Here is a 23,421-nt window from a genome sequence, read left to right on the forward strand (position 1 = left end):
GATGTTTTTGCCTCAAGAAATTATTCGCAAGAAGCGCAACGGTGAAGCGCTCAGTACCCAAGAAATTCAATTCTTCGTTCAGGGCATTACCAACAATACCATCGGTGAGGGGCAGATCGCCGCGCTGGCGATGGCGGTCTACTTCAAAGACATGACCATGGATGAGCGGGTTGCCCTGACCTGCGCCATGCGCGACTCCGGCATGGTATTGACTTGGGATCACCTCAATCTGGGTGGTCCGATTGTCGACAAGCACTCCACCGGCGGTGTGGGTGATGTGGTCTCTCTGATGCTTGGCCCGATGGTGGCCGCCTGCGGCGGTTTCGTGCCGATGATCTCCGGCCGTGGCCTGGGCCACACCGGCGGTACCCTCGACAAGCTGGACGCCATTCCCGGCTACCAGACCTCGGTCGACAACGACCGTTTCCTGAAAGTGGTGAAAGAGGCGGGCGTGGCCATCATCGGTCAGACCGGCGATCTCGCCCCGGCTGACAAGCGTATCTATGCAGTACGGGACATCACCGCCACCGTTGAATCCATCGCCATGATCACCGGCTCCATCCTCTCCAAGAAGCTCGCCTCCGGGCTGGAAGCGCTGGTGATGGATGTGAAAGTGGGCTCCGGCGCCTTTATGCCGACCTTCGAAGCGTCCGAAGAGCTGGCCAAGAGCATTGTGGCCGTGGCCAACGGTGCCGGTTGCCGCACCTCTGCGCTCTTGACCGATATGAACCAGGTGCTGGCCTCCAGCGCCGGTAACGCGGTGGAAGTGCGTGAAGCGGTGCGCTACCTGACCGGTGAATATCGCAACCCGCGGATCCACGAAGTGACCATGGCGCTGTGCGCCGAGATGCTGATCTCCGCCGGTCTTGCCAGCGATGAGCGCGATGCCCGCACCAAGCTGCTGGCGGTGCTGGATAACGGCAAGGCGGCCGAGATCTTCGGTCGCATGGTGACTGGTCTCGGTGGCCCGGCGGACTTCATGGAGCGTTATGACGCTTACTTGCCGCAGGCAACTATCGTGCGCCCGGTGTATGCCGCTCATTCCGGCTTCGTAACCGCCATGGATACCCGCGAACTGGGTCTGGCCGTGGTCGCCATGGGCGGTGGTCGCCGCGCTGCCGGTGACAAACTTGATTATGCGGTCGGTCTGACCGACTTTATCCGCCTGGGTCAAAGCGTTGATGCTGACAAGCCGATCGCGATGATCCACGCTCAGACTGAAGAGCAATATGCTCAGGCTGCCAGCATGGTGCAGGCGGCTGTCCGGATTGGTGGCGAGCGGCCGGAGGCACTGCCTGAAGTGTACCGCCGTATCACCCTGGCCGATTTGTAACAAGGGGAAGACCCATGAAACGTACCTTTATTCTGATGATGGACTCTTTCGGTATTGGCGCTGCTGCCGACGCCGACAAGTTCGGAGATGTGGGCGCCAACACCCTTGGCCATATCGCCAAGGCGTGTGCGGCAGGTGAAATTGAAGGCCGTGGCGCCCTCAATCTGCCCAACCTCAACAAGCTGGGTCTGGGCCACGCCTGCGAGCAGGCCTCCGGCTACTTCCCGGAAGGGCTGAAAAAAGATATCGAGGTGGTCGGTGCCTACGGCTTTGCGCAGGAGCTCTCCTCCGGCAAGGACACCCCGTCCGGTCACTGGGAGATCGCCGGTGTGCCCGTGCTGTTCGAGTGGGGCTACTTCAAGGATCACCACAACAGCTTTCCGCAGGAGCTGCTGGACGCCATCGTCGAGAAGGCCGGTCTGCCGGGTTATCTCGGCAACTGCCACGCCTCCGGTACCCAGGTGCTGGACGATCTGGGCGAAGAGCACATGAAGACCGGCAAGCCGATCCTCTACACCTCTGCCGACTCCGTGTTCCAGATTGCCTGCCACGAAGAGACTTACGGCCTCGAGAAGCTCTATGAGCTGTGCCACATCGTGCGCGAGCTGCTGGAGCCCTACAATATCGGCCGCGTGATTGCGCGTCCGTTCGTGGGCAGTGGCAAGGGCAACTTCAAGCGTACCGGCAACCGTCACGACTACTCAGTGCTGCCGCCGGCGCCGACTGTGCTGGATTACATGAAAGATGCGGGTGGTCAGGTGGTCTCCATCGGCAAGATTGCCGACATCTATGCCCAGCAGGGCATCACCAAGCAGGTGAAAGGGACCGGTCTGACCGAGCTGTGGGATCGCACGCTGGAAGAGGTGAAAGCGGCCGGTGACAACACCATCGTCTTCACCAACTTTGTGGACTTCGACTCCTCCTACGGCCACCGCCGTGATGTTGCCGGTTATGCCGGTGCGCTGGAGTATTTCGACTCCCGCCTGCCGGAGCTGTTTGAGCTGCTGCAAGATGGCGACGTGGTGGTGCTGACTGCCGATCACGGCTGTGACCCGACCTGGGGTGGCACCGACCACACCCGCGAATACATTCCGGTGCTGTTCTTCGGCAAGCCGGTCAAGGCCGGCTCCGTTGGTCGTCGCGAGACCTTTGCCGATATCGGCCAGAGCATCGCGGCTTACCACGGTCTGCCGAAACTGGCATACGGTACCAGCTTCCTGTAATTTACCCGCCCGCCACTTCGGCGGCGGGCAATTATAAAACAATAAAACTCAACCTAGTGTGAAGGAATCAAGAGAATGGCAACTCCTCATATCAATGCGAAAGATGGCGCCTTTGCTGATACCGTGCTGATGCCGGGCGACCCCCTGCGCGCCAAGTACATCGCTGAAACTTTCCTGGAGAACGTCGAGCAGATCTGCGACGTGCGCAACATGTTCGGTTTCACCGGTACCTACAAGGGCCGTCGTATCTCCGTGATGGGTCACGGCATGGGTATCCCGTCCTGCTCCATCTACGCAAAAGAGCTGATCACCGATTACGGTGTGAAGACCCTGATCCGCGTGGGCTCCTGTGGCGCTGTGCGTGAAGACGTGAAACTGCGTGACGTGGTGATCGGTATGGGTGCCTGCACCGACTCCAAAGTAAACCGTCTGCGCTTCAAGGATCACGACTTCGCTGCCATCGCTGACTTCGACCTGGTTGCCAATGCCGTGCAGGCCGCCAAGAACAAGGGCGTTGCCGTGCGCGTCGGTAACATCTTCTCCGCCGACCTGTTTACACCCCGGACCCCTCCATGTTCGATGTCATGGAAAAATACGCGTCGGTAACATCTTCTCCGCCGACCTGTTCTACACCCCGGACCCCTCCATGTTCGATGTCATGGAAAAATACGGCATCCTGGGTGTCGAGATGGAAGCCGCCGGTATCTACGGCGTGGCCGCAGAGTACGGTGCCAAGGCGCTGACCATCTGCACCGTCTCCGACCATATCCGTACCGGTGAGCAGACCACCTCTGAAGAGCGTCAGCTGACCTTCAACGACATGATCGAAATCGCACTGGATTCCGTCCTGCTGGGCGACAAGTAATTCCCTTGCGAATAAGAAACGGCGGCCTTCTGGCCGCCGTTTTTGTATCTGCTCTCTGGTTGCGCCATCAATTTTCCGGAGGTGGCGAGAGGGGCGTACTCTTTTTCTTGTGCTTGCGCACCCGCATGTAGTTGCGGCGTACGCCGTAGGAGATGAGCACCCCGGCCAGCAGGGCGACCAGCAGCATCAGGCGCTGTTTCTCCTGCACCACCTTGAGCCGGGTGTCCTTGTCTGCCAGCATCTGCTGTTCTTCTAGGGTGATGCGCAGGAAGCCGATGGTCTGCTCGCCATCTCGGATCTCCTGCACGAACTGGATCCGCCCCTTGCCCTGCTCCGGCAGCGACTTGTTATCGCTGCCGATGGGCAGCAGGCTCTCCAGCGGCACCGCCTGCTCCGATTGGGCGAGGGGAATGCCGCGTCCGTCGTAGAGGGTGGCATCGAGGATCTCCGGCTCCGCCGCCAGATCCCGCGCCAGCCGCTCCAGCTCGCTGCTCTTCTCCTCCTTGATCCAGCGCTTCATGTCTCGGGAGGCATAGGCGACCAGCGCCTGCGCCCGGTTGCGCGCTTCGCTGTGCAGCGAGGCCTGGCTTTCACCCTGCATATGAATAAGCACACCGAGCACCCAGCATCCGAGCAGGATACCGGCACCCAGGCTGAGAACACGTTTGATGGGAAGATGACGCTGCAAGCGTGAGACCTCATGGTAACAAGGAGTGGCGGGATCTTGGCGCTTGCCTGTACAAAAAGCAATACGCTACTCTGGGCCAGCATTGTTAACCCCCTGATCACCAAGGAAGGCGTATCCCTTATGTTGTTGTCCCGGCTCCCCCCTCTGTTATCCGATTGGCCCGCGTTGTTGTCCGGCTCACCCTGTTGGCAGCTCCACGCAGATGCGTTGCAACCGACAGAGACTCCGCAGGCTGGCGGCTGGTTGGTGCTGTTTGGCAAGGGGCTGGGCGCATCCCATCTGGCGTGTCTGTCACCTTTGTTGGCTGCACAGGGGTTGGCGGCCACCCTCTATCCTCCCACCGAGGTGGCGGGCGTGCCGTTGCTGCTGCTTGGCTGCGATCGCTTCTCTTCCGAGCTGGTGGCCGAGCTCAAGAGAGGTGAGTGGGAGATCGATCTCTGCCATCTGCCCGCGTTACCTACCCTGAAGGAGCCCGGCCTGCTGGTGATGGATATGGACTCCACCGCGATCCGCATCGAGTGCATCGACGAGATTGCTCGGCTTGCCGGGGTTGGCGAGCAGGTGGCGGCAGTGACGGCCGCGGCGATGCAGGGCAAGCTGGAGTTTTCCGACAGCCTGCGCAATCGGGTGGCCCTTCTGGCAGGCGCGCCGGTCACCATTCTCGACGAGGTGGCGGCATGGATGCCTTGGATGCCGGGCTTGCAGCTGATGGTCGATACCCTCAAACAGGCGGGGTGGCGTGTTGCTATCGCCTCCGGCGGTTTTACCCGTTTTGCTGGCCAGTTGCAGCGCGATCTGGGGCTCGACGCCATCTTCGCCAACGAGCTGGCGGTGGAAGGGGAGCAACTGAGCGGCAAGGTGAGCGGGCGCATTGTTGATGCCAGCGTCAAGGCCGAGGTGTTGCAGCAGCTTGCTCAGGAGTACGGCATTGCTGCCGCCCAGACCGTGGCCATCGGCGATGGTGCCAACGATCTCAAAATGATGGGGATCGCGGGCCTTGGCATCGCCATTCACGCCAAGCCGCTGGTGCGGGCGCAGGCGGCGGCCACCCTCAATCATCACGATCTGGAGGGGGTGATCTGCCTGCTAGCGGCGCGGGCCTGCAGCGAGCAACGTTGGGACAAGCGCTGACAGTGTTTCAAGGAGGAAACCAATAAAAATGGAATTGTTGCAGCAGTCTCTGTTTATCCCCTGTGGTGGCCATCAATTGCATGTTCGCCACATCAAACCCCGGGTCGCCGTGCATGGAGAGCCGATCCTGATGGTGCACGGCGCCATCGAGAATGGGCGGATTTTCTATACCGAATCGGGCAAGGGGCTGGCCTGCTTTCTGGCCCGCCACGGCTATCAGGTCTATGTGGCTGATTTGCGGGGGCGGGGGCTCAGCACTCCTGCCATCGCCGAGCAGGCAGAGCACGGTCAGCATGAGCTGATCACCGAGGATCTGCCCGCCCTGCAGCGCTGGATTGCCGAGCGCCATCATGGCTTCAAGGTGCACTGGGTGGCCCATTCCTGGGGCGGTGTCATCATGGCATCGACCCTGGTGCGCTTCCCCGAGCTGGCGGAACAGGTGGCCAGCCTGCTGTTTTTTGGCACCAAGCGCGGTGTGTCGGTGCACAATCCCGAGCGCTGGCTGAAGGTGGATCTGATCTGGAATCGGCTGGCCCCTTGGCTGGCCCGCCGCCGTGGTTTTCTGGCTGCTCGCACTCTGAAGATCGGTGCTGACGACGAGCCGCTGCGCTATCTGCAGGAGACCATCCCCTGGGTCAAGTGCGGCCCCTGGCAGGATCCTCACGACGGTTTTGCCTATGACGAGGCGGCGGCACGGGTCAACTGGCCACCGCTCTGGATGATTTCGGCCAAAGCGGACAAGGTGCTGGGTCACCCGACCGATGTGCGCCGTTTCAGCGACGAGATAGGGTCGGCCACGCGTCACACCCGATTGGGGCGGGATAACGGCAACCGCCTCGATTATGACCACATCAATATGCTGACCGCCCCGCAGGCCCAGGAGGATCACTTTCCCCAGATCCTCGACTGGCTGATCAACCCGCAGGCAGCATGACAAAAAAACAGGGCGCATTGAGCGCCCTGTTTCATTTCTGTATGTTCTGGGATCTTCAGTTCAGCGGCGGCGTGATGCCAAAGCGGAACAGGGTGGCCTGGGTGGTATCGGTCAGTTCGCCCACCCCCACCACGCTCCACAGCTCTTCTTCCAGCTTGCGCGCCTTGTGGATGGCGAACTTGGCGATGTAGTCCAGCTCGTTGGCGATGAAGTTGGTGTCGGGCCGTCCGGTACGGGAGATGCCGACCAGCACCGAGTAGAACTCCCCCTGTTGCTGCGCCAGCTCGATGAACTGACGCTTCTCTTTGACGTTGGCAAAGCTGCTGGCCAGTCGGCTGCTGAAGATGGGCAGGCCGGCCTTGGTCTGGATGCTGGCGATATAGACCTCGTCCTCTCTCGGTTTGTCCTCCCGCTCGATGGCGCGCAGCGGGTTCATCAGCAGCTCCTTGAGCAACTCCCCCTGAAACAGCGGGTAGAGGTTCTCCTGCTCCGGCAGCTCGGCACAGGCTTGCAGCAGCCGCTGCAGACTGCGCGGTTGCAGAGACTTGCCGATGGAGGCCGGTTTGGGCGCGCCTTTCAGCTTGTTGACGTAGACCGGCGAGTTGAACAGGTGGTGGGTATAGATGTTGCGCAGGGCCCGCGCCAGCCCGCGATAGCGGCGCTGCTCCTGCGCCGCCTTGAGCTTGTTCTGGTTGCTCTCGATCAGCAGGCTGAAGAACTGGCGGCCGGTATGGCGATCCGAATCCCCTTCGATGCAGAGGTGCAGCACGGTACGGGTCATGTTGAGGCTGACCAGCCGGTAGGAGAGGCGCTGCAGATCCATGCTTTTGGAAAGCTCCTGCAAGCGGGGCAGGGCGATGGTCACCACATCGTTTTTCTCGCCGATAAAGGCATCTTCCAGCTCGATTTGCAGGCCGTGAGTCGAGATGTCGCGGGTCCAGCCGATCCAGGATTTGCCGTTGTGATGGATGGCGACCGCGGTCTTGTGGATGTAGCGCGACTCCTTACGAAGCTGAACATAGTGCAGGGTCTCGATCTCGAACGGGGCAACCCCCTGTTCGTGACCAAAGCGCTGCAGCTCGTTGGCGTTGTTGCTGACCCCTTCCTGATGGAACTCTTCTCGCTGGGACTCCTGGCCGATCTCCTGCAGCAGGCCGCAATAGCCGATCTGCTTGAGCCGCTCGAGCAGCAGGATGTCTTGTAACTGCGGATTGTCCTGCCCCTGCAGTTGCCCCACATCCGCTTCGACCAGATCGCATGCCTCCAGCGTGAACTTGTAGACACGCCAGCTGGGCCGGCGTGAGCCCACCTGGAAGAAGAGGGCGGTGAGGCCACTCTGGCGCAGCTCCTCGGCGGTGGCGGAGAAGAAGTAGATGTGGCTGCGCACCGTGTGGGTAAAGCAGTAGATGATGGTCTCGGTGGTGGTGCCGGGGGCCGGGCAGAGCCGTTTCATCCGCTCTGCGCTGAAAAGCCCCGCGAGGGCATCGCGGTTTTTCTCATCGCGCCAATACTCCAGCAGGTGCTGGTTGTTTTCCGTACGCAGGGCTATCTCGAGATTGGGGCTGTCGCCGGTGCCGAAGAAGAGCGGCATACCGGTCATCCGTGGCAGATAGAACTGCTCATACCCCTTGATGATGGCGGCGGAGAGCAGATAGTCGACACTGACCCGATAGCGGATCTTGTTGGCATCGATAAAGTCGCTGAGGAAGGCATCAAAGGCTGGCTGTTCGCCGGAGCGCACCAGTCGCAGCCAGTATTTCCCCTCTTTGCTCTCTTCGCCGAGGATCTGATAGCCGACCGGCTGGTGCAGCACCGGATTGGGGGTGTCCCGCTCCAGTCCGGTAAAGAAGACCTCCACCTGAGCGCCGGTGTGATAGTTCGGCAGATAGGGAACCGAGACCCGCATGCCACCCAGCGAGAGATCTGAACTCTTGGCGAACAGCTTCTCACCATCCTGAAACTTGATCAGCACCGGCGAGCTGAAGTGCATCCGCTCCTGACGGCGGCCGTAGTAGCTGGCAAAGGCAATGGTGTTGACATCATATTGCCGGAAGGGGCTGGCCGGTGGAGACAGCTGACCATCCACGCGGGCGTTGTGGTGCTGTTTTTGCCACTGTTGCAGCGCCTCGTAGACACCGAGGGTATAGATATCGCGGTAGAGATAGCACTGGGACTGGAACAGGGCTATCGCATCGGCGGGCATGAAGTGAGTGATGCCGTCGAATTCATGCACCAGGCACTCATCCTCAAGCTCATCGCGCATGTCGATGACCCTGCGGCAGGGGGAGCACTTGCGCTTGAGCTCCATCTTGATCAGAAAACGGCTGTTGCTGTTTTCCTCCTGGGTCATGCGGTTGAAGATCTCCTCGAAATCTTTCTCCCGCAGCAAGGGGACGAGTTGTTCAATCAGATGTTGCTGGTGTTCTGAATCCATTTGTTCCTGCCACGGAAAGTCACTTTTCCGATTCTGGGTTTGATCTGTCGGTCGCAAACAAGTATATCAAGCAGGAATTCATCCTGTCCCCGAGTTATCAATGGCCAAAAATAAAACTGCTTATGTTTGTTCCGAATGTGGTGCCGACTTCACACGCTGGCAAGGTCAATGCAGCGAGTGCAAGGAGTGGAATACCATTACCGAGGTGCGCCTCGGTTCGGTGAGCCCCGCTGGCAAGAGTGCCCGTTACACCGGTTATGCCGGCGCGGTCGGCAGTCAGGTGCAGACACTGGCAGAGATCGCCACCACCGAAATTCCCCGTTTTACCTCAGGTTTCAAGGAGCTGGATCGGGTACTTGGTGGCGGTGTGGTGCCCGGCTCGGCCATTCTGATCGGCGGCAACCCGGGGGCGGGCAAGTCGACCTTGCTGCTGCAAACCATGTGTGGTCTCGCTGAACGGATGAAAACCCTCTATGTCACTGGTGAGGAGTCGCTGCAGCAGGTGGCGATGCGGGCCAACCGCCTTGGGCTACCCACCGACAAGCTGCGGATGCTTTCCGAGACCAGCGTCGAGCAGATCTGCCTGATTGCCCAGCAGGAGCAGCCGCAGATCATGGTGATTGACTCCATTCAGGTGATGCATGTGGCTGATGTGCAATCGTCCCCCGGTTCTGTCTCACAGGTGCGCGAAGCGGCAGCGCTGCTGACCCGCTATGCCAAACAGAACCATGTGGCCATCTTTATGGTGGGCCATGTGACCAAGGATGGCAGTCTGGCGGGCCCCAAGGTGCTGGAGCACTGCATCGACTGCTCTGTGCTGCTCGATGGCGGTCATGACTCCCGTTTTCGGACTCTGCGCTCCCACAAGAACCGCTTCGGTGCGGTCAACGAGCTGGGGGTTTTTGCCATGACCGAACAGGGGATGCGCGAGGTGAGCAACCCCTCCGCCATCTTCCTCAGCCGGGGGCAGGAGCAGGCGCCCGGTTCCATCGTCATGGTGATCTGGGAGGGCACCCGGCCGCTGCTGGTGGAGTTGCAGGCGCTGGTGGACTACTCCCAGCTCTCCAACCCGCGCAGGGTGGCGGTGGGGATGGATCACAACCGGCTCGCCATGTTGCTGGCGGTGCTGCACCGTCACGGCGGGCTGCAGATGGCGGATCAGGATGTCTTCATCAACGTGGTCGGCGGGGTCAAGGTCGAGGAGACCAGCGCGGATCTGGCGCTGCTGCTGGCGATGGTCTCCAGCTTCCGGGACCAGGCGCTGCCCAAGGATCTGGTGGTGTTCGGTGAAGTGGGTCTTTCCGGTGAAATTCGCCCGGTGCCGTCCGGTCAGGAGCGGTTGCAGGAGGCGGCCAAGCACGGTTTCCGCCGTGCCATCGTGCCGCACGCCAATGCCCCCAAGCACCCCATCGAAGGGATGGAAGTGGTACCGGTCAAGAAGCTGTCCGAGGCGCTCGAGGCACTGTAATTCTCCTGCATTCCAGTCAAGACAACAGCACAACGAAAAAAGAGCGCCTTGGCGCTCTTTTTTATGGGCTGGAACCTGCCATCAGGGCTGGCTGTGTTCCAGATGCTCGCTCAGCAGTTGTTCCAGCTCGCGGTGGAGCAGCTCTTCGTCGCCGACGTTAAGCTCGATCATCCGCTTGAGATGGGTGGCACTGTCGATATCGATGTGGTGGCAGTAGAAACCCAGCTTCTTGCTGGCTTCGTGGGTCAGCTCGACCTGCATTTTGATCTCGATATCGCTACCGCTCAGGATAAAGCTGAGCTGGTACTCCTTGTTGTCACGGCTCTCCCAGTCGTCGGGGCGGATCAGCAGGGCCCCCTGCAAGGAGACGTCGACAAGCTGGGTCTGCCACTTCTGTTCCCCCTGGGTGAGTTCTGCCATGGTCAAGTAGAGGATCCGTGCAAAACGGCGGCGCTCAGACATGCTCATCTCCTGTATGCAATAAGTGTGGACGCTAGGGTCATTGCTCTGAGTGTAATCCACCTTGGTTGCCAGTATCTTGAACTTGCTCCGAAAATGGCATTCAGGCTTGCTGGGTACTCAAGGATTCCACCACATGAAGCGCCTTGACCAGGCGATCTTCCTGTTTGAACCGCTCTTCCAGAACCGGACCCAACTCATTGAGATCATCATCCAGTAGCAGCAATTGGGCCTCGTCGGCATCACTGTATTTGTCGTTGAACTCGAGGGCGAATTCAGTGCTGTTACGAATATGGGGATAGATGCGCTTGGCCAGCTCCAGTGTTTCGCCGCTGGCTTGCTCGAAGGCGGTGACGACGTGGTGGTAGATCTCGAAATGGCCTGCACTGACATAGTCGACCAGCCGGTCGCAAAACTGATGCAGCTCTTCTGTTTTGGGCAGGCTGCGTTGCTTGGTCCGCGCCGGAGTGAGGCCTGCCAGCTGCATGTATCCGACCAGCAACGCTTGCCTTGCATCCAGCCAGTCGTCGATAGCCTTATGCTTGCCTGCCAGCGCCTGCTTGGTCTGTTCCAGTTTCGTCAACATAATCCCTATCCCTCCGTGGGGCAAAGGCCGGCCGATTGTTCGGTATTCCGAGCCGTTTGAGCAGTGACACAACCTATAACTAGGGAAAATCTGGGCAAGCGTCAATAGCCATGGGGGGATAATGTTAAGTGGCGAAGAAATAGTCAGCGGATTGTGTCTGCGTGCTAGCAGGTTTCAGGCCTGCTCACGGTTTTTCGCGTGTGGAATGTGACTATTTCCGCAGATCTTGATGAAAACCCCAGCGTTTGACGCGTTCGGCTCGATAAAGGCTTTGCCTGTGCGTTTTTTTTTGCATAGAGTGACCCAGCGCTAAATGCCCGATCATAAAGGAAATGTTATGAACAAAGCTCAACTTGTCGATGCGATTGCCGCCAAAGCAGATCTGAGCAAAGCTCAGGCCAAAGTGGCTCTGGAAGAGATCATCAATGGTATTACCCAGAGCTTGAAAGAAGGCGATGCTGTGCAACTGGTCGGTTTTGGCACCTTCAAGGTCACCCACCGCGCAGGCCGCACCGGTCGTAACCCGCAAACTGGTAAAGAGATCCAGATTGCTGCTGCCAACGTGCCTTCATTCGTGGCTGGCAAGGCTCTGAAAGACGCCGTCAAGTAAGTCCGAAAGTCTGTTTTGTCCAATGCCAGTCAGCTTGCTGACTGGCATTGTTTTTATGGGATTCTCCCATCCTTCCTATTAGTCCTTCCTGACTTTTCCTTCTGTCAGCCTCGTTGCGGCTGAGGCCTTATGCCGTTTGCGGGTTGGATGGCAGCGGCCAGATCCGCTCATAGGCCCAGGTAAAGACCATGATGTAGACGAGGTAGAAGGCGACGAAGCCGAGATCCAGCATCAGGGCGTCCCACACTCCCAAATCGAGCCAGAAGATGACGCAAGGGAGGGAGAGCATCATAAAGCTCGCCTCATAGCCAAACGCATGCAGGAAGCGGTCCAGTGGTCGCTTGTTGGTGCGCCCGAAAAGTTTGAGCAACCCCTTGTCGAACAACAGGTTCCAGCCATAGGTCCAGGCGGTGGCGACGATGGAGAAGAAGATGGCCAGTGAACCGACCTCGGCGACGCCCTGACCGAACAGCTGGCTGATCAGCGGTGCGACCAGTGCCAGCCCTATGCCTTCGTAGAGAACCAGATAACGAAGTCGATCCGGGGTGGTGCGTAGTTGGGTACTACTCATGGGTGATGTGCCTCCTGTGGGAGGCGCATTCTAATCAGGGGGTGGTTAAAAGAGAAGCATCGGTCCGTCATGACTGGCGTTGAGGGGCATGATGATGCCCCTTCATTTGCGATACTTCTCTATTGCCAATTTGGGCGTTAGCCCTGAGTGGTCAAGTCTGCGACTCAGGCGCCGGTTGGCGTGACCCGGGTCAGCATGGCAAAGCCCTCTTCCACTTGAGTGAGCTCTACCTTGACCTCTCCCAACTCGGCGAGCGAGGCAACATGGGTGCCACCACAGGGAATGGTCACCTCCTGGCCTTCCAGCATGCAGTGCCAGTAACGGGAATCGATGATCGCCTCGCCAGCGCGGCTGCGGCGGATTTCGCCTCCGGCTGCAATCCAGTCGGCCAGCTGCTGGTTGACCTTCTCTTCAATCAGCGCCAGATCTGCCAGCAGCGCCTCGCTGTTGACCCCTTTCTTGCGCAGGCTCTTGCCGATTCGGTACTGCTCCCGTGATCCGCAAGGCTCGACCCGAGAGCTTTGAATAGCCAGACGGTCGAAGTCGGGCTGGCCCAGAGCATCACGCTCGCTTACCACCTTGCGCCAGTAGGGAGTTAGTACTCGATTGAGCGCCAGCGCGGCCAGATGGCAGCCGCTATGGCCAAGGCTCAGGGCGTGGCGGGCAGCGCTATCTACTTGCAATTCGACCTGGCTGCCAATGGCTAGCGCGTGGTCACCGGTCAGCGGATGGACCACCACGAAACGCCACCCCTCTGCGCCCCGCTTGACCGGAATGGCAGTATCGACGAACAGCTCGCCATCCGGGCTGATGGCCCCCATTCGGCAAGGGCCAATGGTGGCTTCGCCCCCTTCCCAGCGAACATGGCCCACATCCCCCGGCTGATCGGGCCAGAGGTGGCTCTGGGGATGAAAGGGGGTGAGGTCGGTGACCAGCAGTGTGGTGTCGCCACGCTGGCAGCAGACCACGCTGGCCTGCTCTTGATGATGGCCCAGTACGAAGCTGGCTCGGGTATGTTCCATGGCAAGGCTCCCGCAACGATAAATGAGAAGAGAAAGCGGCAGCATACGCCAAAGTGCGAAGAGGCTCATTAACCAGAGTTAATGAGCCTCTCTTCTCGGTTTTACGGTTCGCTAGATCATGGCGACCAACAGATAGGCATTGAGCCCGATCACCAGCGCAACGATAAGGCGACCGACGGCTTGTGTGACCGGATGGTTGCGATGTTGCCCCATCAGCGCCCGATCGCCGGTCAGCATCAACAGCGGGATCAGGGCCAGCGCGATGCCAAAGCTCAGGATCACCTGACTCAACACCAGAATTTCGGTGGTGTTGAGCCCCATGGCGATTACCACGAAGGCGGGAGCCATGGTGATGGCGCGACGCAGCCAGAGTGGGATGGTAAAGCGGACAAAGCCCTGCATCACCACTTGCCCGGCCAACGTGCCCACCACGGTAGAGCTGATGCCGGAGGCGACCAGCGAGAGGCCAAACAGGGTGGCTGCAGCCTGACCCAGCAGCGGAGTGAGGGTCTGATAGGCGGATTCCAGCTCCGCTACCTGCTGGTGGCCCGAGCTGTGGAACGCGGCGGCAGCCATCGCCATCATCGCCAGATTGACGAAGCCAGCGATAGTCATGGCAATCGCCACATCGACCCGGGTGGTGTGCAGCCGCTGGCTGACTGAACCCTGATCCTGCGTGTGCTGGGTCAGTGCCGAGTGCAGGTAGATAACGTGGGGCATCACGGTGGCACCGAGTACACCGGCGGCCAGATAGACGGCATCGCTGTTGGGCAGACCGGGGAAGAGGGCGCCCTCCAGCAGGCTGGGCAGATGGGGGCGGGAGAAGATCAGCTCGACGATGTAGGCCGCCGCGACAAACAACAGCAGGCCGCCGACCACGAACTCCAGCGGTTTCTGGCCACGGGATTGCAACATCAGGATCCCCCAGGTCACCACGGCGGTGATGCAGGCCCCTTCAAGCAAGGTCACGCCGAGCAGCAGTTTGAAGCCGACTGCGGCGCCGATAAATTCGGCGAGATCGGTGGCCATGGCGATGATCTCTGCCTGCACCCAGTAGGCCCAGACCGCCGGTTTCGGCAGTCGGTCGCGGATGTGCTCCGCCAGATTCTTGCCGGTGACGATACCGAGTTTGGCCGAGAGGGTTTGCACCAGCATGGCCATCAGATTGGCCCATACCACCACCCAGAGCAGTTGGTAGCCAAAGGTAGAGCCCGCCTGAATATTGGTGGCGAAGTTGCCCGGGTCGATATAGCCGATGGCGGCGATAAAGGCAGGCCCGAGCAGGGTCAGTTTGAATTTGCGGGCTGGAATCGTAGTCGTCAGTGCGGGTTGCATGGCATCACCCTCCATAAGGATATGGAGAGAGAATAGATCTAAGTGATAATCATTATCAATTGTTGTTTCTGATGATTTCCATCGGGAAAAACATTTAAGGCAGTCAGTTGCAGTGAGGGATGTGATTTCGTACAATACGCCGCCCTAGAAAAGCAGCGACTAAACACCTTTATGTTCCTTGCCTCCGAGGTCTGGCTGCACCTGGGCGGAGGCTGAATTAATCCGTAAGGAGCTAAAATGCGTCATTACGAAATCGTCTTCATGGTTCATCCGGACCAGAGCGAGCAAGTTCCCGGCATGATCGAGCGTTACACCGGCGCCATCACCACCTCCGGTGGTACCATTCATCGCCTGGAAGATTGGGGCCGCCGTCAGCTGGCTTACCCGATCGACAAACTGCACAAAGCCCACTACGTTCTGATGAACGTAGAAGCAGAGCAAGCCGTTATCGATGAGCTGGAAACCAACTTCCGCTTCAACGATGCCGTTATCCGCAACATGATCATGCGCACCAAGCACGCCGTGACTGAAGTTTCTCCGATGGCCAAGGCCAAAGAAGAGCGCTTCACCCGTCGTGACGACGAGCGCCGCGAAGAAGCTACTGAAGCTGCTTCCGAAGAGTAATTCTGGATCACTGACTAGAGGATAAAGGCCATGGCACGTTATTTCCGTCGTCGTAAGTTCTGCCGCTTCACCGCCGAGAACGTTACCGAGATCGACTACAAAGATATCGTTACTCTGAAAAACTACATCACTGAATCTGGCAAGATCGTACCGAGCCGTATCACCGGTACCCGCGCCAAGTATCAGCGTCAGCTGGCACGCGCCATCAAGCGTGCTCGTTACCTGGCTCTGCTGCCGTACACCGATCTGCACAACAAGTAAGAATCGGCCCGGCACTTAAGCCTAACTCAACGAAATTTATAGAGGAAAGGTAATGCAAGTTATCCTGCTCGACAAAATCGCCAAACTGGGCGGTCTGGGTGACCAAGTTTCCGTGAAATCTGGTTATGCCCGTAACTACCTGATCCCGCAAGGCAAAGCTGTTATGGCCACCAAGGCCAACATCGAAGCTTTCGGTGCTCGTCGCGCTGAGCTGGAAGCCAAACTGGCTGCCAACAAAGCTGCTGCTGAAGAGCGTGCTGCCAAGCTGGCCGAACTGGCTACCGTGGTTATCGCTTCCAAGTCTGGCGACGAAGGCAAGCTGTTCGGTTCCATCGGTACCCGTGACGTGGCTGAAGCCATCACTGCTGCCGGCGTAGCCGTTGCCAAGAGCGAAGTCCGCATGGGCAACGTTCTGCGTAACACCGGTGACTACGAAGTTGCTGTTCAGCTGCACGCTGACGTTAAAGCAACCGTACAGATCCAGGTTGTTGCCCTGTAATAGCGATTCGCTTTTGCAGAGAAAACCCGCGCTTTTGCGCGGGTTTTTTATTTTCCGGCCCGGGGGTAGAGTGAAGGTCTGTTCCACTGGAGGAGATCCTTATGGCTTGGGTAGAAGGCCGCGTCATTGAACGCATCGAATGGACACCCACTCTGTTCTCCCTGCGGGTAGCGGCCGAGCTGGCTCCCTACAAGGCAGGCCAATTCACCAAGCTGGCCCTCGAGCAGGGCGATCGCCGCATTCAGCGCGCCTACTCCTTCGTCAATCCCCCCTCTGCGCCATATCACGAGTTCTATTTGGTCGAGATCCCGAGCGGTGAGCTGACTCCCTCGCTCGGCTCGCTGCAAGCGGGCGATACCCTGCTGGTGCAATCCCAGGCCACCGGCTTTCTGACGCTGGATGAGGTGCCCGCCGGGCGCGATCTCTGGCTGCTCTCGACCGGTACTGCCATCGGCCCCTTCCTCTCCATGCTGGCCGATGGGGAAGCCTTCAACCGTTTCGAGAATCTGGTGCTGGTGCATGGGGTACGTAAAGGCGAGGAGCTGAGCTATCAGGATTTGATCGCCAGCTTTGCCGAGCAATATGGCGCGCGTTTCCGCTATGTCCCCTTTGTCAGCCGCGAGCCCTGGCCCGATGCAATGGCAGGGCGGATCCCGGCGGCGATTGCCAATGGTCAGCTACAGGCGCGGGTGGGGTTGGAGTTCTCACCCGAGCTGAGTCAGGTGTTGGTCTGCGGCAATCCGGAGATGGTGAAAGAGACCCAGCAGACCTTGCTGGCGCTGGGGTTGGCCAAGAATCTGCGGCGGGCGCCGGGCAATATCAGTGCGGAGAATTATTGGTAAAACAATCAGCACAGGGGCGCCATGCCCCTGCTGCATAAGGAAAGGGGGCGGTCAGTTTTTCTTGCCGTTACCCTTGTTTTTATCCTTCTGTTTGTCGTGACCTTGCCCGGGGTTATTGCCGCTGTGGATACTGCGGTTGTAGTGATCCCGGTACTTGCCATCCATCTTGTCGCAGTTGAGTTTGATCCGGCTGTCGCCAATGCCAAGATCCAGGCAGTTGTCCTGCCACCAGTCGTACTCTTTGTCATCCCAGTCGAGATTGATCTTGATGTCATCACCGGAGATCTTGATGCCATCGCTATTTTTGCTTGGCGGTGCCGCAACCGCGATGCCGTGCGCCATGAGCAGGGAGAGCAGCAGGGCGCCACGCTGGATAACGGGGTTGTGTTTGGCTTGGGTCATCGCCAGGGTACTCCTGTCGTTATTGGCCACTCTGCGCGTTGGCAGGGAGCTGGTTGGTTTGCGGCGGCTGGTTGCGGTTCTCTTCATCTTCCAGATTGAATTTGACTGCCCTGCAGTCGGCCGGGGCGGTTTCGCCGACCCCCAAGTCGAGGCAGTCGTTCTGGGTCCAGCCGAACTGCTTGTCATCCCAGTCCAGATTGAATTTAAGCTCATCGACGGAGAATTCGGAGCCACTGCTCTCTTGATATTGCTGGGTCGCTGCGGCGCTGCCGGTAACCAGAAGAAGGGAGAGTAGCAAAGTGGTCTTACTGTTCATGATGGCCTCGGATAATTGCAACGGTGGATGAGTGTACAGACCGGAGCTGAACCCGGGCGGAACTGTTCCCCATCTCACCACATGATCAAGTCAGGGAGGGATTGTATCGCTTTTCTGCTGCCGATTTGTCCGTTTTGGTCGCACTCTGGGCAGCTGGTTGCCAATCTGAAGGAATTCAGTCATTTGCCCTTCTCTGGGCGAGTCTGGCGACTATAATCGGCAGCCAACTTTTCCTGCACAGCACACCCCTTCATCATGACCACACAGGACTCCTCTACATTGCGCTACCCCAAGGGGTGGTTTGCTCTGACGACGGTATACAGTTTCACCGGGTTGGCCATTCTGGCTTCCATTATCTTCTCCCTGCTGCTGTTCCTCTCCATCGATGACAACCCGCTGATGAAGTGGCTGTTTGGCGGGCTGGCCATCATTTTCGAACTGGGCAAGTTTTACGTCTGGTACGAGTACGGCGAGCGCAAGGCGCGGCGGGATTTGAGTGGTGCTTTCTGGTCGCTGCTGTTTTACAGCGTGCTGGCGGCCATCTCCATCGGCGGCAGTATTGGTGGCATCAACAGCGCCACCAACACGGTACTGAGCCAGCAGGCGCGCCACGAACGGGAACTGGCCCGTTTCGACGAGCAGATCGCCAGCATCGAGCGGCAGATCCAGCTCAACGAGGAGGCGGCCCGCAAATATATCGAGCTGGAGCGCATCTCCAGTGGCGTCTCCTCGTTGCAGCACGCCAACACCAAGCTGCGCTTGCAGCAGGATGAGCTGCGTCAGCAGCGCGATGCCAAGCCGGTCAACGAACAATCCTCCATGTTGGGGCTGATGAGCAGTCTGGCGGACGGGGTGGGGATGAGCATCAGTCAGGTGCAGTTCCTGCTGGTCTGCTTCCTCTCGGTGCTGCTCGACGTGTTCGGCGCCTTCTTCGTTAGCCTGATCGGCGAGGAGAACCGCTTTCGCCGGATGTGGCGCTGGCAGCAGGATCAAGCTCGCAGAGAGGCGCAGGAGGCGTTAGCGATGGCAGCCCAGCCAGAGCCCATCATGCCCCCCGAGCCCGCCCCCGAAGTGCTGGCACAGGTGCGCGGTGCGCTGGTGAGCGGTGAGCTCAAGTGCAGCAAGCGCTCGGTGGCACAGGCGTTGTCACTCTCGCTGGAGGAGGTGGATCGGGTGTTCCACCATCTGCTGTCGCAAGGGGTGCTGGGGCAGGGGAGCAATCGCCACTACTACCTCAATCCGGCGCTGGAGCAGCAACCCGGATAGTGAGAAGGCCACCGGAACTCGGTGGCCTTTTTCGTTATCGAGTGGCTTGGCACTCAGTGAGTCAGCACCATCATCAGGCTGAGGAAGGCGGCCAGTCCGCCACCGATGCCGATGATCCAGTAAAACCCCTTGGCCCCCTGTTTGAGCGGGATGCGGAAGTAGAGCAGAAATGCCCACCACCCCAGTGCCAGCAACAGAGGAATAAGAAACATTCGAGCCATGGTGTCCTCGCTGTTATTCTGTTGACCCTTGATCAATCAACAGGATCGATTGTGCTATGACGCAAATACAGATTACCGCATTCGGTGACCCCTCGGTACTCAGGCTCAACCCTTCCCTCGATAAGGTGCCAGCCGATGGCGAAGTGCGGGTGCGCATCAGCTTTGCGGGGGTCAATCCCATCGATGCCAAAACCCGCGCCGGTCTTGGCTGGGCGGCGGCCCAGAACAAGGACAAGCTGCCCTGGACGCCGGGTTATGACATCTCCGGCGTGGTGGAGAAGGTTGGCCCCGGTGTGACCTCGCTGGTCGAGGGGGATTTGGTGTGCGGCATGGTCGGCTTTCCCCTCGCTGCCGGTGGCTACGGGGAGTCTGTGGTGGCAAGCGAAGGCGAGCTGGTCAAGCTCGACGGAGTGAGCCTGCAGCAGGGTGCGGCGCTGCCGCTGGCCGGTCTCACCGCTTGGCAGGGGCTGCTTGAGCACGGCGCCCTCCAGAGCGGTCAGCGGGTATTGATCCTCGCCGGTGCCGGTGGTGTCGGCCATCTTGCGGTGCAGTTTGCCAGCGCCTATGGCGCCGAGGTGGTGGCTACCGCCAGCCCCGACAACCATGGCTTCCTGCACGCACTGGGGGCGCGCTGGATGGTGGATTACCATGATGCGAACTGGCCAGCACAGGTGGTGGCAGAGGCCGGTCAGGTCGATCTGGTGCTGGATCTGGTGGGCGGCGAGAGCGGCAAGGCGGCGCTGGCCTGCGTCAAGCCGGGGGGCCGCTTGGTGACTGTGCCTACCATTACCGCCCAGCAGATCAAGGATGCTGGGGCTGCGGCGGGGATCGAGGTGGTCGGCATGCTGGTTCACCCCGACCAGAAGCAGCTGGGGCAGATGTTGATGCTGCTGCGTCAGGGGGAGGTGAAGGTCACCCTCGCCGGTGAGTTCGCTCTGGCTGAGGGGGCGCTGGCCCATCAGGCTATCGAAGGGGGCCATGTGCGCGGCAAGCTGCTGCTGCGGATGCCTGCGGCCGACGGCTATCCCGGATGAGCGAGATGATGGAGATGGGGCTGGGGTGGCTCTTTTTAAGCGCCTTTACCTCCGCCACCCTGCTGCCCGGCAGCTCCGAAGTGCTGCTGGGGGCCATGGCGGCCAAGGGGGAGTGGAGCATGGCGAGCCTGCTGCTGTGGGCGACGCTGGGCAATACCCTCGGATCCATGACCACCTGGTGGCTCGGCTGGCTCGCCACCTTCAAGAAAAAACCGGAAGATTTTCAAGGCCGTGGGGAACAAAAAGCCTTAGGCTGGCTCAAACAACATGGTCACTGGTGTCTGCTGCTTGCCTGGACGCCGGTGGTCGGTGATGGTCTCTGTCTGTTGGCCGGTTGGCTGCGCCTCTCCTTCTGGCGCTCTCTCATTCTGATCGGGCTCGGCAAATTGTTCCGTTATGCCCTGGTTTTTCTGCTGGCCAGTCACATTTTCTAGCCTGTTTTTGTCACTCACGAGGTTACCGTGAAAAAAGTCATACCTTTAACGATTCTGCTGGGCTTCACCCTGCCGGTGCTGGCGGCACCGACCCTGATCGCCGAACAGGGCAAGGAGGAGGGCAAGCTCGCCATCCCCTACCAGATGTACAAGCTGGACAACGGCCTGACCGTGATCCTGGCCCCCGACCGCTCCGATCCGCTGGTGCACCTCGATGTGACCTATCACGTCGGTTCATCCCGCGAGACGGTCGGCAAGTCCGGTTTCGCCCACTTCTTCGAGCACATGATGTTCCAGGGCTCCAAGCACGTCGGTGATCAGGAGCATATGCGGATCATCAACGAAGCCGGTGGTGACATGAATGGCACCACCAACAAGGACCGCACCAACTACTACGAAACTGTGCCTGCCAACCAGCTGGAAAAAGTGCTCTGGCTGGAGGCGGATCGGATGGGCTTCCTGCTCGATGCGGTGAGCCAGAAGAAGTTCGAGATCCAGCGCGCCACCGTCAAGAACGAGCGGGCTCAGCGGGTCGACAACCAGCCGTACGGGCTGGTGAGCGAGAAGGTGGGGGAGGCGCTCTATCCGCGTACTCACCCCTACTCCTGGCAGCCTATCGGTTACGTGGAGGATCTCGACCGGGTTGATGTAAACGACCTCAAGCAGTTCTTCCTGCGCTGGTATGGCCCCAACAACGCCACCCTGACTCTGGGCGGCGACTTTGACAGCAAGCAGGCCCTCGAATGGATCGAGAAGTACTTCGGCTCCATCCCGCGCGGCCCGGACGTGGCCGAGCCGACGCCAAAGCCGGTGACTCTGCCCGAGACCCGCTACGTGACGCTGCAGGACAAGGTGCACCTGCCGCTGCTCTATATCAGCTACCCCACCGTCTCTCTTGGCGATCCGCAGGAGCCTGCACTCGACATGTTTGCCGACGTGCTGGGCGGTTCCGCCAGCTCCATGCTCTACCAGTCGCTGGTGAAAACCGGCAAGGCGATCGATGTGGGGGCATCCCACTACTGCGAAGAGCTGGCCTGTACTCTGACCGTCTACGCCTACCCCAATCCGTCGCAGGATGGCAGCCTCAAGACCCTCAAGGGGGAGGTGGACAAGGTGATCGGCGAGTTTGCCCAGCGCGGCCTCAAGCCGGAAGATCTGGAGAAGGCGATCGCCAAGTACCGTGCCTCCGCCATCTGGGGTCTGGACAGCGTCTCCGGCAAGGTGAGCCAGCTCGCCATGGGTCAGGTGTTTGCCCAGGATCCCAACTATGTGTTCAAGACGCTGGATGCTATCGGCAAGGTGACACCTGAGCAGGTGAAGGCCGCCTACAACAAGTTCATCGCCGACAAGCCTGCGGTGGTGCTGAGCGTGGTGCCCAAGGGCAAGACAGAGTGGCAGGTTGCCACCCCGAACTTTACCCCCGCCAAGCGCGAGCTGCCGGATTACAGCAAGCATGACGAGGCGCTGGCCGAACGACCGGTAAAAGACAATTTCGATCGCAGCGTGCAACCCAAGGCGAGCGAGGCGGTGAGCGTCAAGGTGCCCGCCATCTGGCACGGCAAGCTCGACAAGAACATCGAGATCATCGGCACCAAGAGTGACGAGATCCCCGCCGTCTCCATCATGATTGCCCTGCCGGGCGGCATTCGTGCCGAAGATAAGGGGCAACTGGGGCTGGCCAATCTGACCGCTGCCATGATGGGGCAGGGCACGGTGCGCCTGACCGAGGCTCAGCTGAGCGACGAGCTGCAAAAGCTGGGCTCAAGCATTGATGTCTCCAGCGCCCAGTACAACAACCTCATCACCGTCAGCTCGCTGGCGGACAAGTTGCCCCAGACCATGGCGCTGGTGCGCGAGGTGCTGGAGCGCCCGGGCATGCGGGAGGCGGACTTCGAGCGGGTCAAGGCGCAGCTGCTGCAAGGGATGCAACAGGCCCAGCAGCAGCCCGAGTGGCTGGCCGGGCAGGCGTTCCGCGAACTGGTCTACGGCAAGCAGAACCGCCTCGGGCAACCTACCGACGGGGTACCGGCCGATGTGGCCAAGCTGACCCTGGCGGACGTGAAGCACTTCTATCAGGCCTACTACAACCCCACCAACGCCAAAGTGGTGGTGGTCGGTGATGTGGACCAGAAGCAGATCGAGGAGCAACTTGGCTTCCTGACCGAGTGGAAGGGGGCAACGCCAACCCTGGGGGATCTCAAGCTCAAGGGGGAGCAGGCCAAGCCGGGCATCTATCTGGTCGACAAGCCGGGGGCGCCCCAGTCGGTGATCCGCATCGGTCGTCGCGCCATGCCGTTTGATACCACGGGGGATTACTTCACCGCCGGGCTGATGAACTTCAACCTGGGTGGTAACTTCAACAGCCGCATCAATCTCAACCTGCGGGAAGACAAGGGCTACACCTACGGCGCCAGCTCGGGCTTCTCCGCCAACCGCGAGGTGGGCACCTTCGCCACCGGTGCCAATGTGCGGGCCGATGCCACCGTCGATGCCATCCGCCAGTTCCTCAAGGAGATGGACAACTACCGCAAGAGCGGCCCGACCCCGGTCGAGCTGGCCTATATGCGCAGCGCCGTCTCCCAGCAGGATGCCCTCTCTACGAGACCTTGGGCCAGAAGGCGGGCTTCCTGCTGCAGATGGTGATGTATGACCTGAAACCGGACTATGTGCAGGCCCAGAACAACCTGATCAAAACGGTGTCGCCCGAGGCGCTGAAGGCCAGTGCGGCCCGTTGGCTCAATCCGGCCGACATGGTGATCGTGGTGGTGGGAGACAAGCAAAAGCTTGAAAAACCCCTGAAGGAGCTTCATCTTCCCATCTATCCGCTGCAGTTGCCGTAACTGACGCTTTATAAAAATCAAGA

23 protein-coding genes and 2 pseudogenes are annotated in these 23,421 nt (G+C 59.7%); 15 read left to right on the top strand and 10 right to left on the bottom strand.

The window, feature by feature from the left end; translation table 11 throughout:
• Position 1 precedes the first annotated feature (1 nt).
• The 3 genes and pseudogenes from deoA to deoD all read left to right on the top strand — a co-directional run bounded on the left by deoA (position 2) and on the right by deoD (position 3,421).
• Positions 2 to 1,333, top strand: a complete 1,332-nt coding sequence (gene deoA / locus ACTG2B_RS03605) for a thymidine phosphorylase (RefSeq protein WP_439995217.1) — start codon at positions 2 to 4, stop codon at positions 1,331 to 1,333.
• A gap of 14 nt (positions 1,334 to 1,347) precedes the next feature.
• Complete coding sequence (locus ACTG2B_RS03610) at positions 1,348 to 2,556, top strand: phosphopentomutase (RefSeq protein ID WP_005341326.1); 1,209 nt, start codon at positions 1,348 to 1,350, stop codon at positions 2,554 to 2,556.
• A gap of 75 nt (positions 2,557 to 2,631) precedes the next feature.
• Positions 2,632 to 3,421, top strand: a pseudogene (gene deoD, locus ACTG2B_RS03615) (purine-nucleoside phosphorylase).
• Positions 3,422 to 3,488: 67 nt separating this feature from the next.
• Here deoD and ACTG2B_RS03620 read toward each other — a convergent pair.
• Positions 3,489 to 4,109: a YtjB family periplasmic protein gene (locus ACTG2B_RS03620; RefSeq protein ID WP_335854016.1), complete on the bottom strand. Its 621-nt coding sequence runs from the start codon at positions 4,107 to 4,109 to the stop codon at positions 3,489 to 3,491.
• Between the two features lie 120 nt (positions 4,110 to 4,229).
• Here ACTG2B_RS03620 and serB point away from each other — a divergent pair, with 120 nt between their 5' ends.
• Positions 4,230 to 5,240 carry a phosphoserine phosphatase SerB gene (gene serB, locus ACTG2B_RS03625; RefSeq protein ID WP_429201474.1) on the top strand — a complete coding sequence of 337 codons (1,011 nt, stop codon included), beginning with the start codon at positions 4,230 to 4,232 and terminating at the stop codon, positions 5,238 to 5,240.
• A gap of 28 nt (positions 5,241 to 5,268) precedes the next feature.
• Positions 5,269 to 6,174 (top strand): alpha/beta hydrolase family protein, encoded by a 906-nt coding sequence (locus ACTG2B_RS03630; RefSeq protein WP_429201476.1) that lies wholly within the window; start codon positions 5,269 to 5,271, stop codon positions 6,172 to 6,174.
• A gap of 55 nt (positions 6,175 to 6,229) precedes the next feature.
• Here ACTG2B_RS03630 and ACTG2B_RS03635 read toward each other — a convergent pair whose 3' ends face one another.
• Positions 6,230 to 8,608: a PilZ domain-containing protein gene (locus ACTG2B_RS03635; protein ID WP_150390253.1), complete on the bottom strand. Its 2,379-nt coding sequence runs from the start codon at positions 8,606 to 8,608 to the stop codon at positions 6,230 to 6,232.
• A 100-nt stretch (positions 8,609 to 8,708) separates the two neighbouring features.
• Here ACTG2B_RS03635 and radA point away from each other — a divergent pair, with 100 nt between their 5' ends.
• Positions 8,709 to 10,076 (top strand): DNA repair protein RadA, encoded by a 1,368-nt coding sequence (radA, locus tag ACTG2B_RS03640; RefSeq protein ID WP_005340481.1) that lies wholly within the window; start codon positions 8,709 to 8,711, stop codon positions 10,074 to 10,076.
• An 81-nt stretch (positions 10,077 to 10,157) separates the two neighbouring features.
• Here radA and ACTG2B_RS03645 read toward each other — a convergent pair whose 3' ends face one another.
• On the bottom strand, positions 10,158 to 10,538 hold the full coding sequence (locus ACTG2B_RS03645) for a PilZ domain-containing protein (protein WP_005340482.1): 381 nt from the start codon (positions 10,536 to 10,538) through the stop codon (positions 10,158 to 10,160).
• A gap of 100 nt (positions 10,539 to 10,638) precedes the next feature.
• Positions 10,639 to 11,121 (bottom strand): Rsd/AlgQ family anti-sigma factor, encoded by a 483-nt coding sequence (locus tag ACTG2B_RS03650; RefSeq protein WP_005348975.1) that lies wholly within the window; start codon positions 11,119 to 11,121, stop codon positions 10,639 to 10,641.
• Between the two features lie 337 nt (positions 11,122 to 11,458).
• Here ACTG2B_RS03650 and hupA point away from each other — a divergent pair, with 337 nt between their 5' ends.
• Entirely contained in the window at positions 11,459 to 11,731 is a 273-nt protein-coding gene (gene hupA, locus ACTG2B_RS03655; protein ID WP_005340484.1) for a nucleoid-associated protein HU-alpha, read from the top strand.
• Between the two features lie 127 nt (positions 11,732 to 11,858).
• Here hupA and ACTG2B_RS03660 read toward each other — a convergent pair whose 3' ends face one another.
• The 3 genes from ACTG2B_RS03660 to ACTG2B_RS03670 all read right to left on the bottom strand — a co-directional run bounded on the left by ACTG2B_RS03660 (position 11,859) and on the right by ACTG2B_RS03670 (position 14,659).
• Positions 11,859 to 12,302 (bottom strand): PACE efflux transporter, encoded by a 444-nt coding sequence (locus ACTG2B_RS03660; protein WP_439995218.1) that lies wholly within the window; start codon positions 12,300 to 12,302, stop codon positions 11,859 to 11,861.
• Positions 12,303 to 12,466: 164 nt separating this feature from the next.
• Positions 12,467 to 13,324 (bottom strand): hypothetical protein, encoded by an 858-nt coding sequence (locus ACTG2B_RS03665; protein WP_429201480.1) that lies wholly within the window; start codon positions 13,322 to 13,324, stop codon positions 12,467 to 12,469.
• Positions 13,325 to 13,435: 111 nt separating this feature from the next.
• Complete coding sequence (locus ACTG2B_RS03670; RefSeq protein ID WP_005340487.1) at positions 13,436 to 14,659, bottom strand: Nramp family divalent metal transporter; 1,224 nt, start codon at positions 14,657 to 14,659, stop codon at positions 13,436 to 13,438.
• A gap of 237 nt (positions 14,660 to 14,896) precedes the next feature.
• Here ACTG2B_RS03670 and rpsF point away from each other — a divergent pair, with 237 nt between their 5' ends.
• The 4 genes from rpsF (at position 14,897) to ACTG2B_RS03690 (ending at position 16,885) form a co-directional block, all read left to right on the top strand.
• A complete protein-coding gene (rpsF, locus tag ACTG2B_RS03675; protein WP_005308887.1) occupies positions 14,897 to 15,283 on the top strand; it encodes a 30S ribosomal protein S6 in 387 nt (128 codons plus the stop codon).
• Between the two features lie 30 nt (positions 15,284 to 15,313).
• Positions 15,314 to 15,544: a 30S ribosomal protein S18 gene (gene rpsR, locus ACTG2B_RS03680; protein ID WP_005308890.1), complete on the top strand. Its 231-nt coding sequence runs from the start codon at positions 15,314 to 15,316 to the stop codon at positions 15,542 to 15,544.
• A 52-nt stretch (positions 15,545 to 15,596) separates the two neighbouring features.
• Entirely contained in the window at positions 15,597 to 16,043 is a 447-nt protein-coding gene (gene rplI / locus ACTG2B_RS03685) for a 50S ribosomal protein L9 (RefSeq protein WP_005340490.1), read from the top strand.
• Between the two features lie 101 nt (positions 16,044 to 16,144).
• A complete protein-coding gene (locus tag ACTG2B_RS03690; protein ID WP_439995219.1) occupies positions 16,145 to 16,885 on the top strand; it encodes a ferredoxin--NADP reductase in 741 nt (246 codons plus the stop codon).
• A 51-nt stretch (positions 16,886 to 16,936) separates the two neighbouring features.
• On the opposite strand, the gene ACTG2B_RS03695 is transcribed toward ACTG2B_RS03690, so the two are convergent.
• Positions 16,937 to 17,287 carry a hypothetical protein gene (locus ACTG2B_RS03695; RefSeq protein ID WP_162507950.1) on the bottom strand — a complete coding sequence of 117 codons (351 nt, stop codon included), beginning with the start codon at positions 17,285 to 17,287 and terminating at the stop codon, positions 16,937 to 16,939.
• A gap of 19 nt (positions 17,288 to 17,306) precedes the next feature.
• Entirely contained in the window at positions 17,307 to 17,603 is a 297-nt protein-coding gene (locus ACTG2B_RS03700) for a hypothetical protein (RefSeq protein ID WP_110304073.1), read from the bottom strand.
• Positions 17,604 to 17,858: 255 nt separating this feature from the next.
• Here ACTG2B_RS03700 and ACTG2B_RS03705 point away from each other — a divergent pair, with 255 nt between their 5' ends.
• Positions 17,859 to 18,869 (top strand): Preprotein translocase subunit SecY, encoded by a 1,011-nt coding sequence (locus ACTG2B_RS03705; protein WP_110304074.1) that lies wholly within the window; start codon positions 17,859 to 17,861, stop codon positions 18,867 to 18,869.
• 53 nt (positions 18,870 to 18,922) lie between these two features.
• On the opposite strand, the gene ACTG2B_RS03710 is transcribed toward ACTG2B_RS03705, so the two are convergent.
• On the bottom strand, positions 18,923 to 19,090 hold the full coding sequence (locus ACTG2B_RS03710) for a hypothetical protein (protein WP_005308905.1): 168 nt from the start codon (positions 19,088 to 19,090) through the stop codon (positions 18,923 to 18,925).
• 56 nt (positions 19,091 to 19,146) lie between these two features.
• Here ACTG2B_RS03710 and ACTG2B_RS03715 point away from each other — a divergent pair, with 56 nt between their 5' ends.
• The 3 genes and pseudogenes from ACTG2B_RS03715 to ACTG2B_RS03725 all read left to right on the top strand — a co-directional run bounded on the left by ACTG2B_RS03715 (position 19,147) and on the right by ACTG2B_RS03725 (position 23,398).
• The gene (locus tag ACTG2B_RS03715; protein ID WP_439995220.1) at positions 19,147 to 20,124 is read left to right on the top strand and encodes an NADP-dependent oxidoreductase; all 978 of its coding nucleotides are present in this window, start codon (positions 19,147 to 19,149) and stop codon (positions 20,122 to 20,124) included.
• A complete protein-coding gene (locus ACTG2B_RS03720; protein WP_005348990.1) occupies positions 20,121 to 20,558 on the top strand; it encodes a YqaA family protein in 438 nt (145 codons plus the stop codon). The genes ACTG2B_RS03715 and ACTG2B_RS03720 overlap by 4 nt, the downstream gene beginning before the upstream one ends.
• A 27-nt stretch (positions 20,559 to 20,585) precedes the next feature.
• A pseudogene (locus ACTG2B_RS03725) lies at positions 20,586 to 23,398 on the top strand (M16 family metallopeptidase).
• The last annotated feature ends 23 nt before the right edge of the window (positions 23,399 to 23,421 follow it).

Origin of the sequence: Aeromonas sp. 30P (assembly GCF_051919805.1) — a bacterium.
GTDB lineage: Bacteria > Pseudomonadota > Gammaproteobacteria > Enterobacterales > Aeromonadaceae > Aeromonas > Aeromonas veronii.

Excerpts from the sequence above, each read along its gene's own strand:
- deoA (WP_439995217.1), top strand. The coding sequence starts at position 2 with ATGTTTTTGCCTCAAGAAATTATTCGCAAGAAGCGCAACGGTGAAGCG.
- ACTG2B_RS03610 (WP_005341326.1), top strand. The coding sequence starts at position 1,348 with ATGAAACGTACCTTTATTCTGATGATGGACTCTTTCGGTATTGGCGCT.
- serB (WP_429201474.1), top strand. The coding sequence starts at position 4,230 with ATGTTGTTGTCCCGGCTCCCCCCTCTGTTATCCGATTGGCCCGCGTTG.
- ACTG2B_RS03630 (WP_429201476.1), top strand. The coding sequence starts at position 5,269 with ATGGAATTGTTGCAGCAGTCTCTGTTTATCCCCTGTGGTGGCCATCAA.
- ACTG2B_RS03635 (WP_150390253.1), bottom strand. The coding sequence starts at position 8,608 with ATGGATTCAGAACACCAGCAACATCTGATTGAACAACTCGTCCCCTTG.
- radA (WP_005340481.1), top strand. The coding sequence starts at position 8,709 with ATGGCCAAAAATAAAACTGCTTATGTTTGTTCCGAATGTGGTGCCGAC.
- ACTG2B_RS03645 (WP_005340482.1), bottom strand. The coding sequence starts at position 10,538 with ATGTCTGAGCGCCGCCGTTTTGCACGGATCCTCTACTTGACCATGGCA.
- ACTG2B_RS03650 (WP_005348975.1), bottom strand. The coding sequence starts at position 11,121 with ATGTTGACGAAACTGGAACAGACCAAGCAGGCGCTGGCAGGCAAGCAT.
- hupA (WP_005340484.1), top strand. The coding sequence starts at position 11,459 with ATGAACAAAGCTCAACTTGTCGATGCGATTGCCGCCAAAGCAGATCTG.
- ACTG2B_RS03660 (WP_439995218.1), bottom strand. The coding sequence starts at position 12,302 with ATGAGTAGTACCCAACTACGCACCACCCCGGATCGACTTCGTTATCTG.
- ACTG2B_RS03665 (WP_429201480.1), bottom strand. The coding sequence starts at position 13,324 with ATGGAACATACCCGAGCCAGCTTCGTACTGGGCCATCATCAAGAGCAG.
- ACTG2B_RS03670 (WP_005340487.1), bottom strand. The coding sequence starts at position 14,659 with ATGCAACCCGCACTGACGACTACGATTCCAGCCCGCAAATTCAAACTG.
- rpsF (WP_005308887.1), top strand. The coding sequence starts at position 14,897 with ATGCGTCATTACGAAATCGTCTTCATGGTTCATCCGGACCAGAGCGAG.
- rpsR (WP_005308890.1), top strand. The coding sequence starts at position 15,314 with ATGGCACGTTATTTCCGTCGTCGTAAGTTCTGCCGCTTCACCGCCGAG.
- rplI (WP_005340490.1), top strand. The coding sequence starts at position 15,597 with ATGCAAGTTATCCTGCTCGACAAAATCGCCAAACTGGGCGGTCTGGGT.
- ACTG2B_RS03690 (WP_439995219.1), top strand. The coding sequence starts at position 16,145 with ATGGCTTGGGTAGAAGGCCGCGTCATTGAACGCATCGAATGGACACCC.
- ACTG2B_RS03695 (WP_162507950.1), bottom strand. The coding sequence starts at position 17,287 with ATGACCCAAGCCAAACACAACCCCGTTATCCAGCGTGGCGCCCTGCTG.
- ACTG2B_RS03700 (WP_110304073.1), bottom strand. The coding sequence starts at position 17,603 with ATGAACAGTAAGACCACTTTGCTACTCTCCCTTCTTCTGGTTACCGGC.
- ACTG2B_RS03705 (WP_110304074.1), top strand. The coding sequence starts at position 17,859 with ATGACCACACAGGACTCCTCTACATTGCGCTACCCCAAGGGGTGGTTT.
- ACTG2B_RS03710 (WP_005308905.1), bottom strand. The coding sequence starts at position 19,090 with ATGGCTCGAATGTTTCTTATTCCTCTGTTGCTGGCACTGGGGTGGTGG.
- ACTG2B_RS03715 (WP_439995220.1), top strand. The coding sequence starts at position 19,147 with ATGACGCAAATACAGATTACCGCATTCGGTGACCCCTCGGTACTCAGG.
- ACTG2B_RS03720 (WP_005348990.1), top strand. The coding sequence starts at position 20,121 with ATGAGCGAGATGATGGAGATGGGGCTGGGGTGGCTCTTTTTAAGCGCC.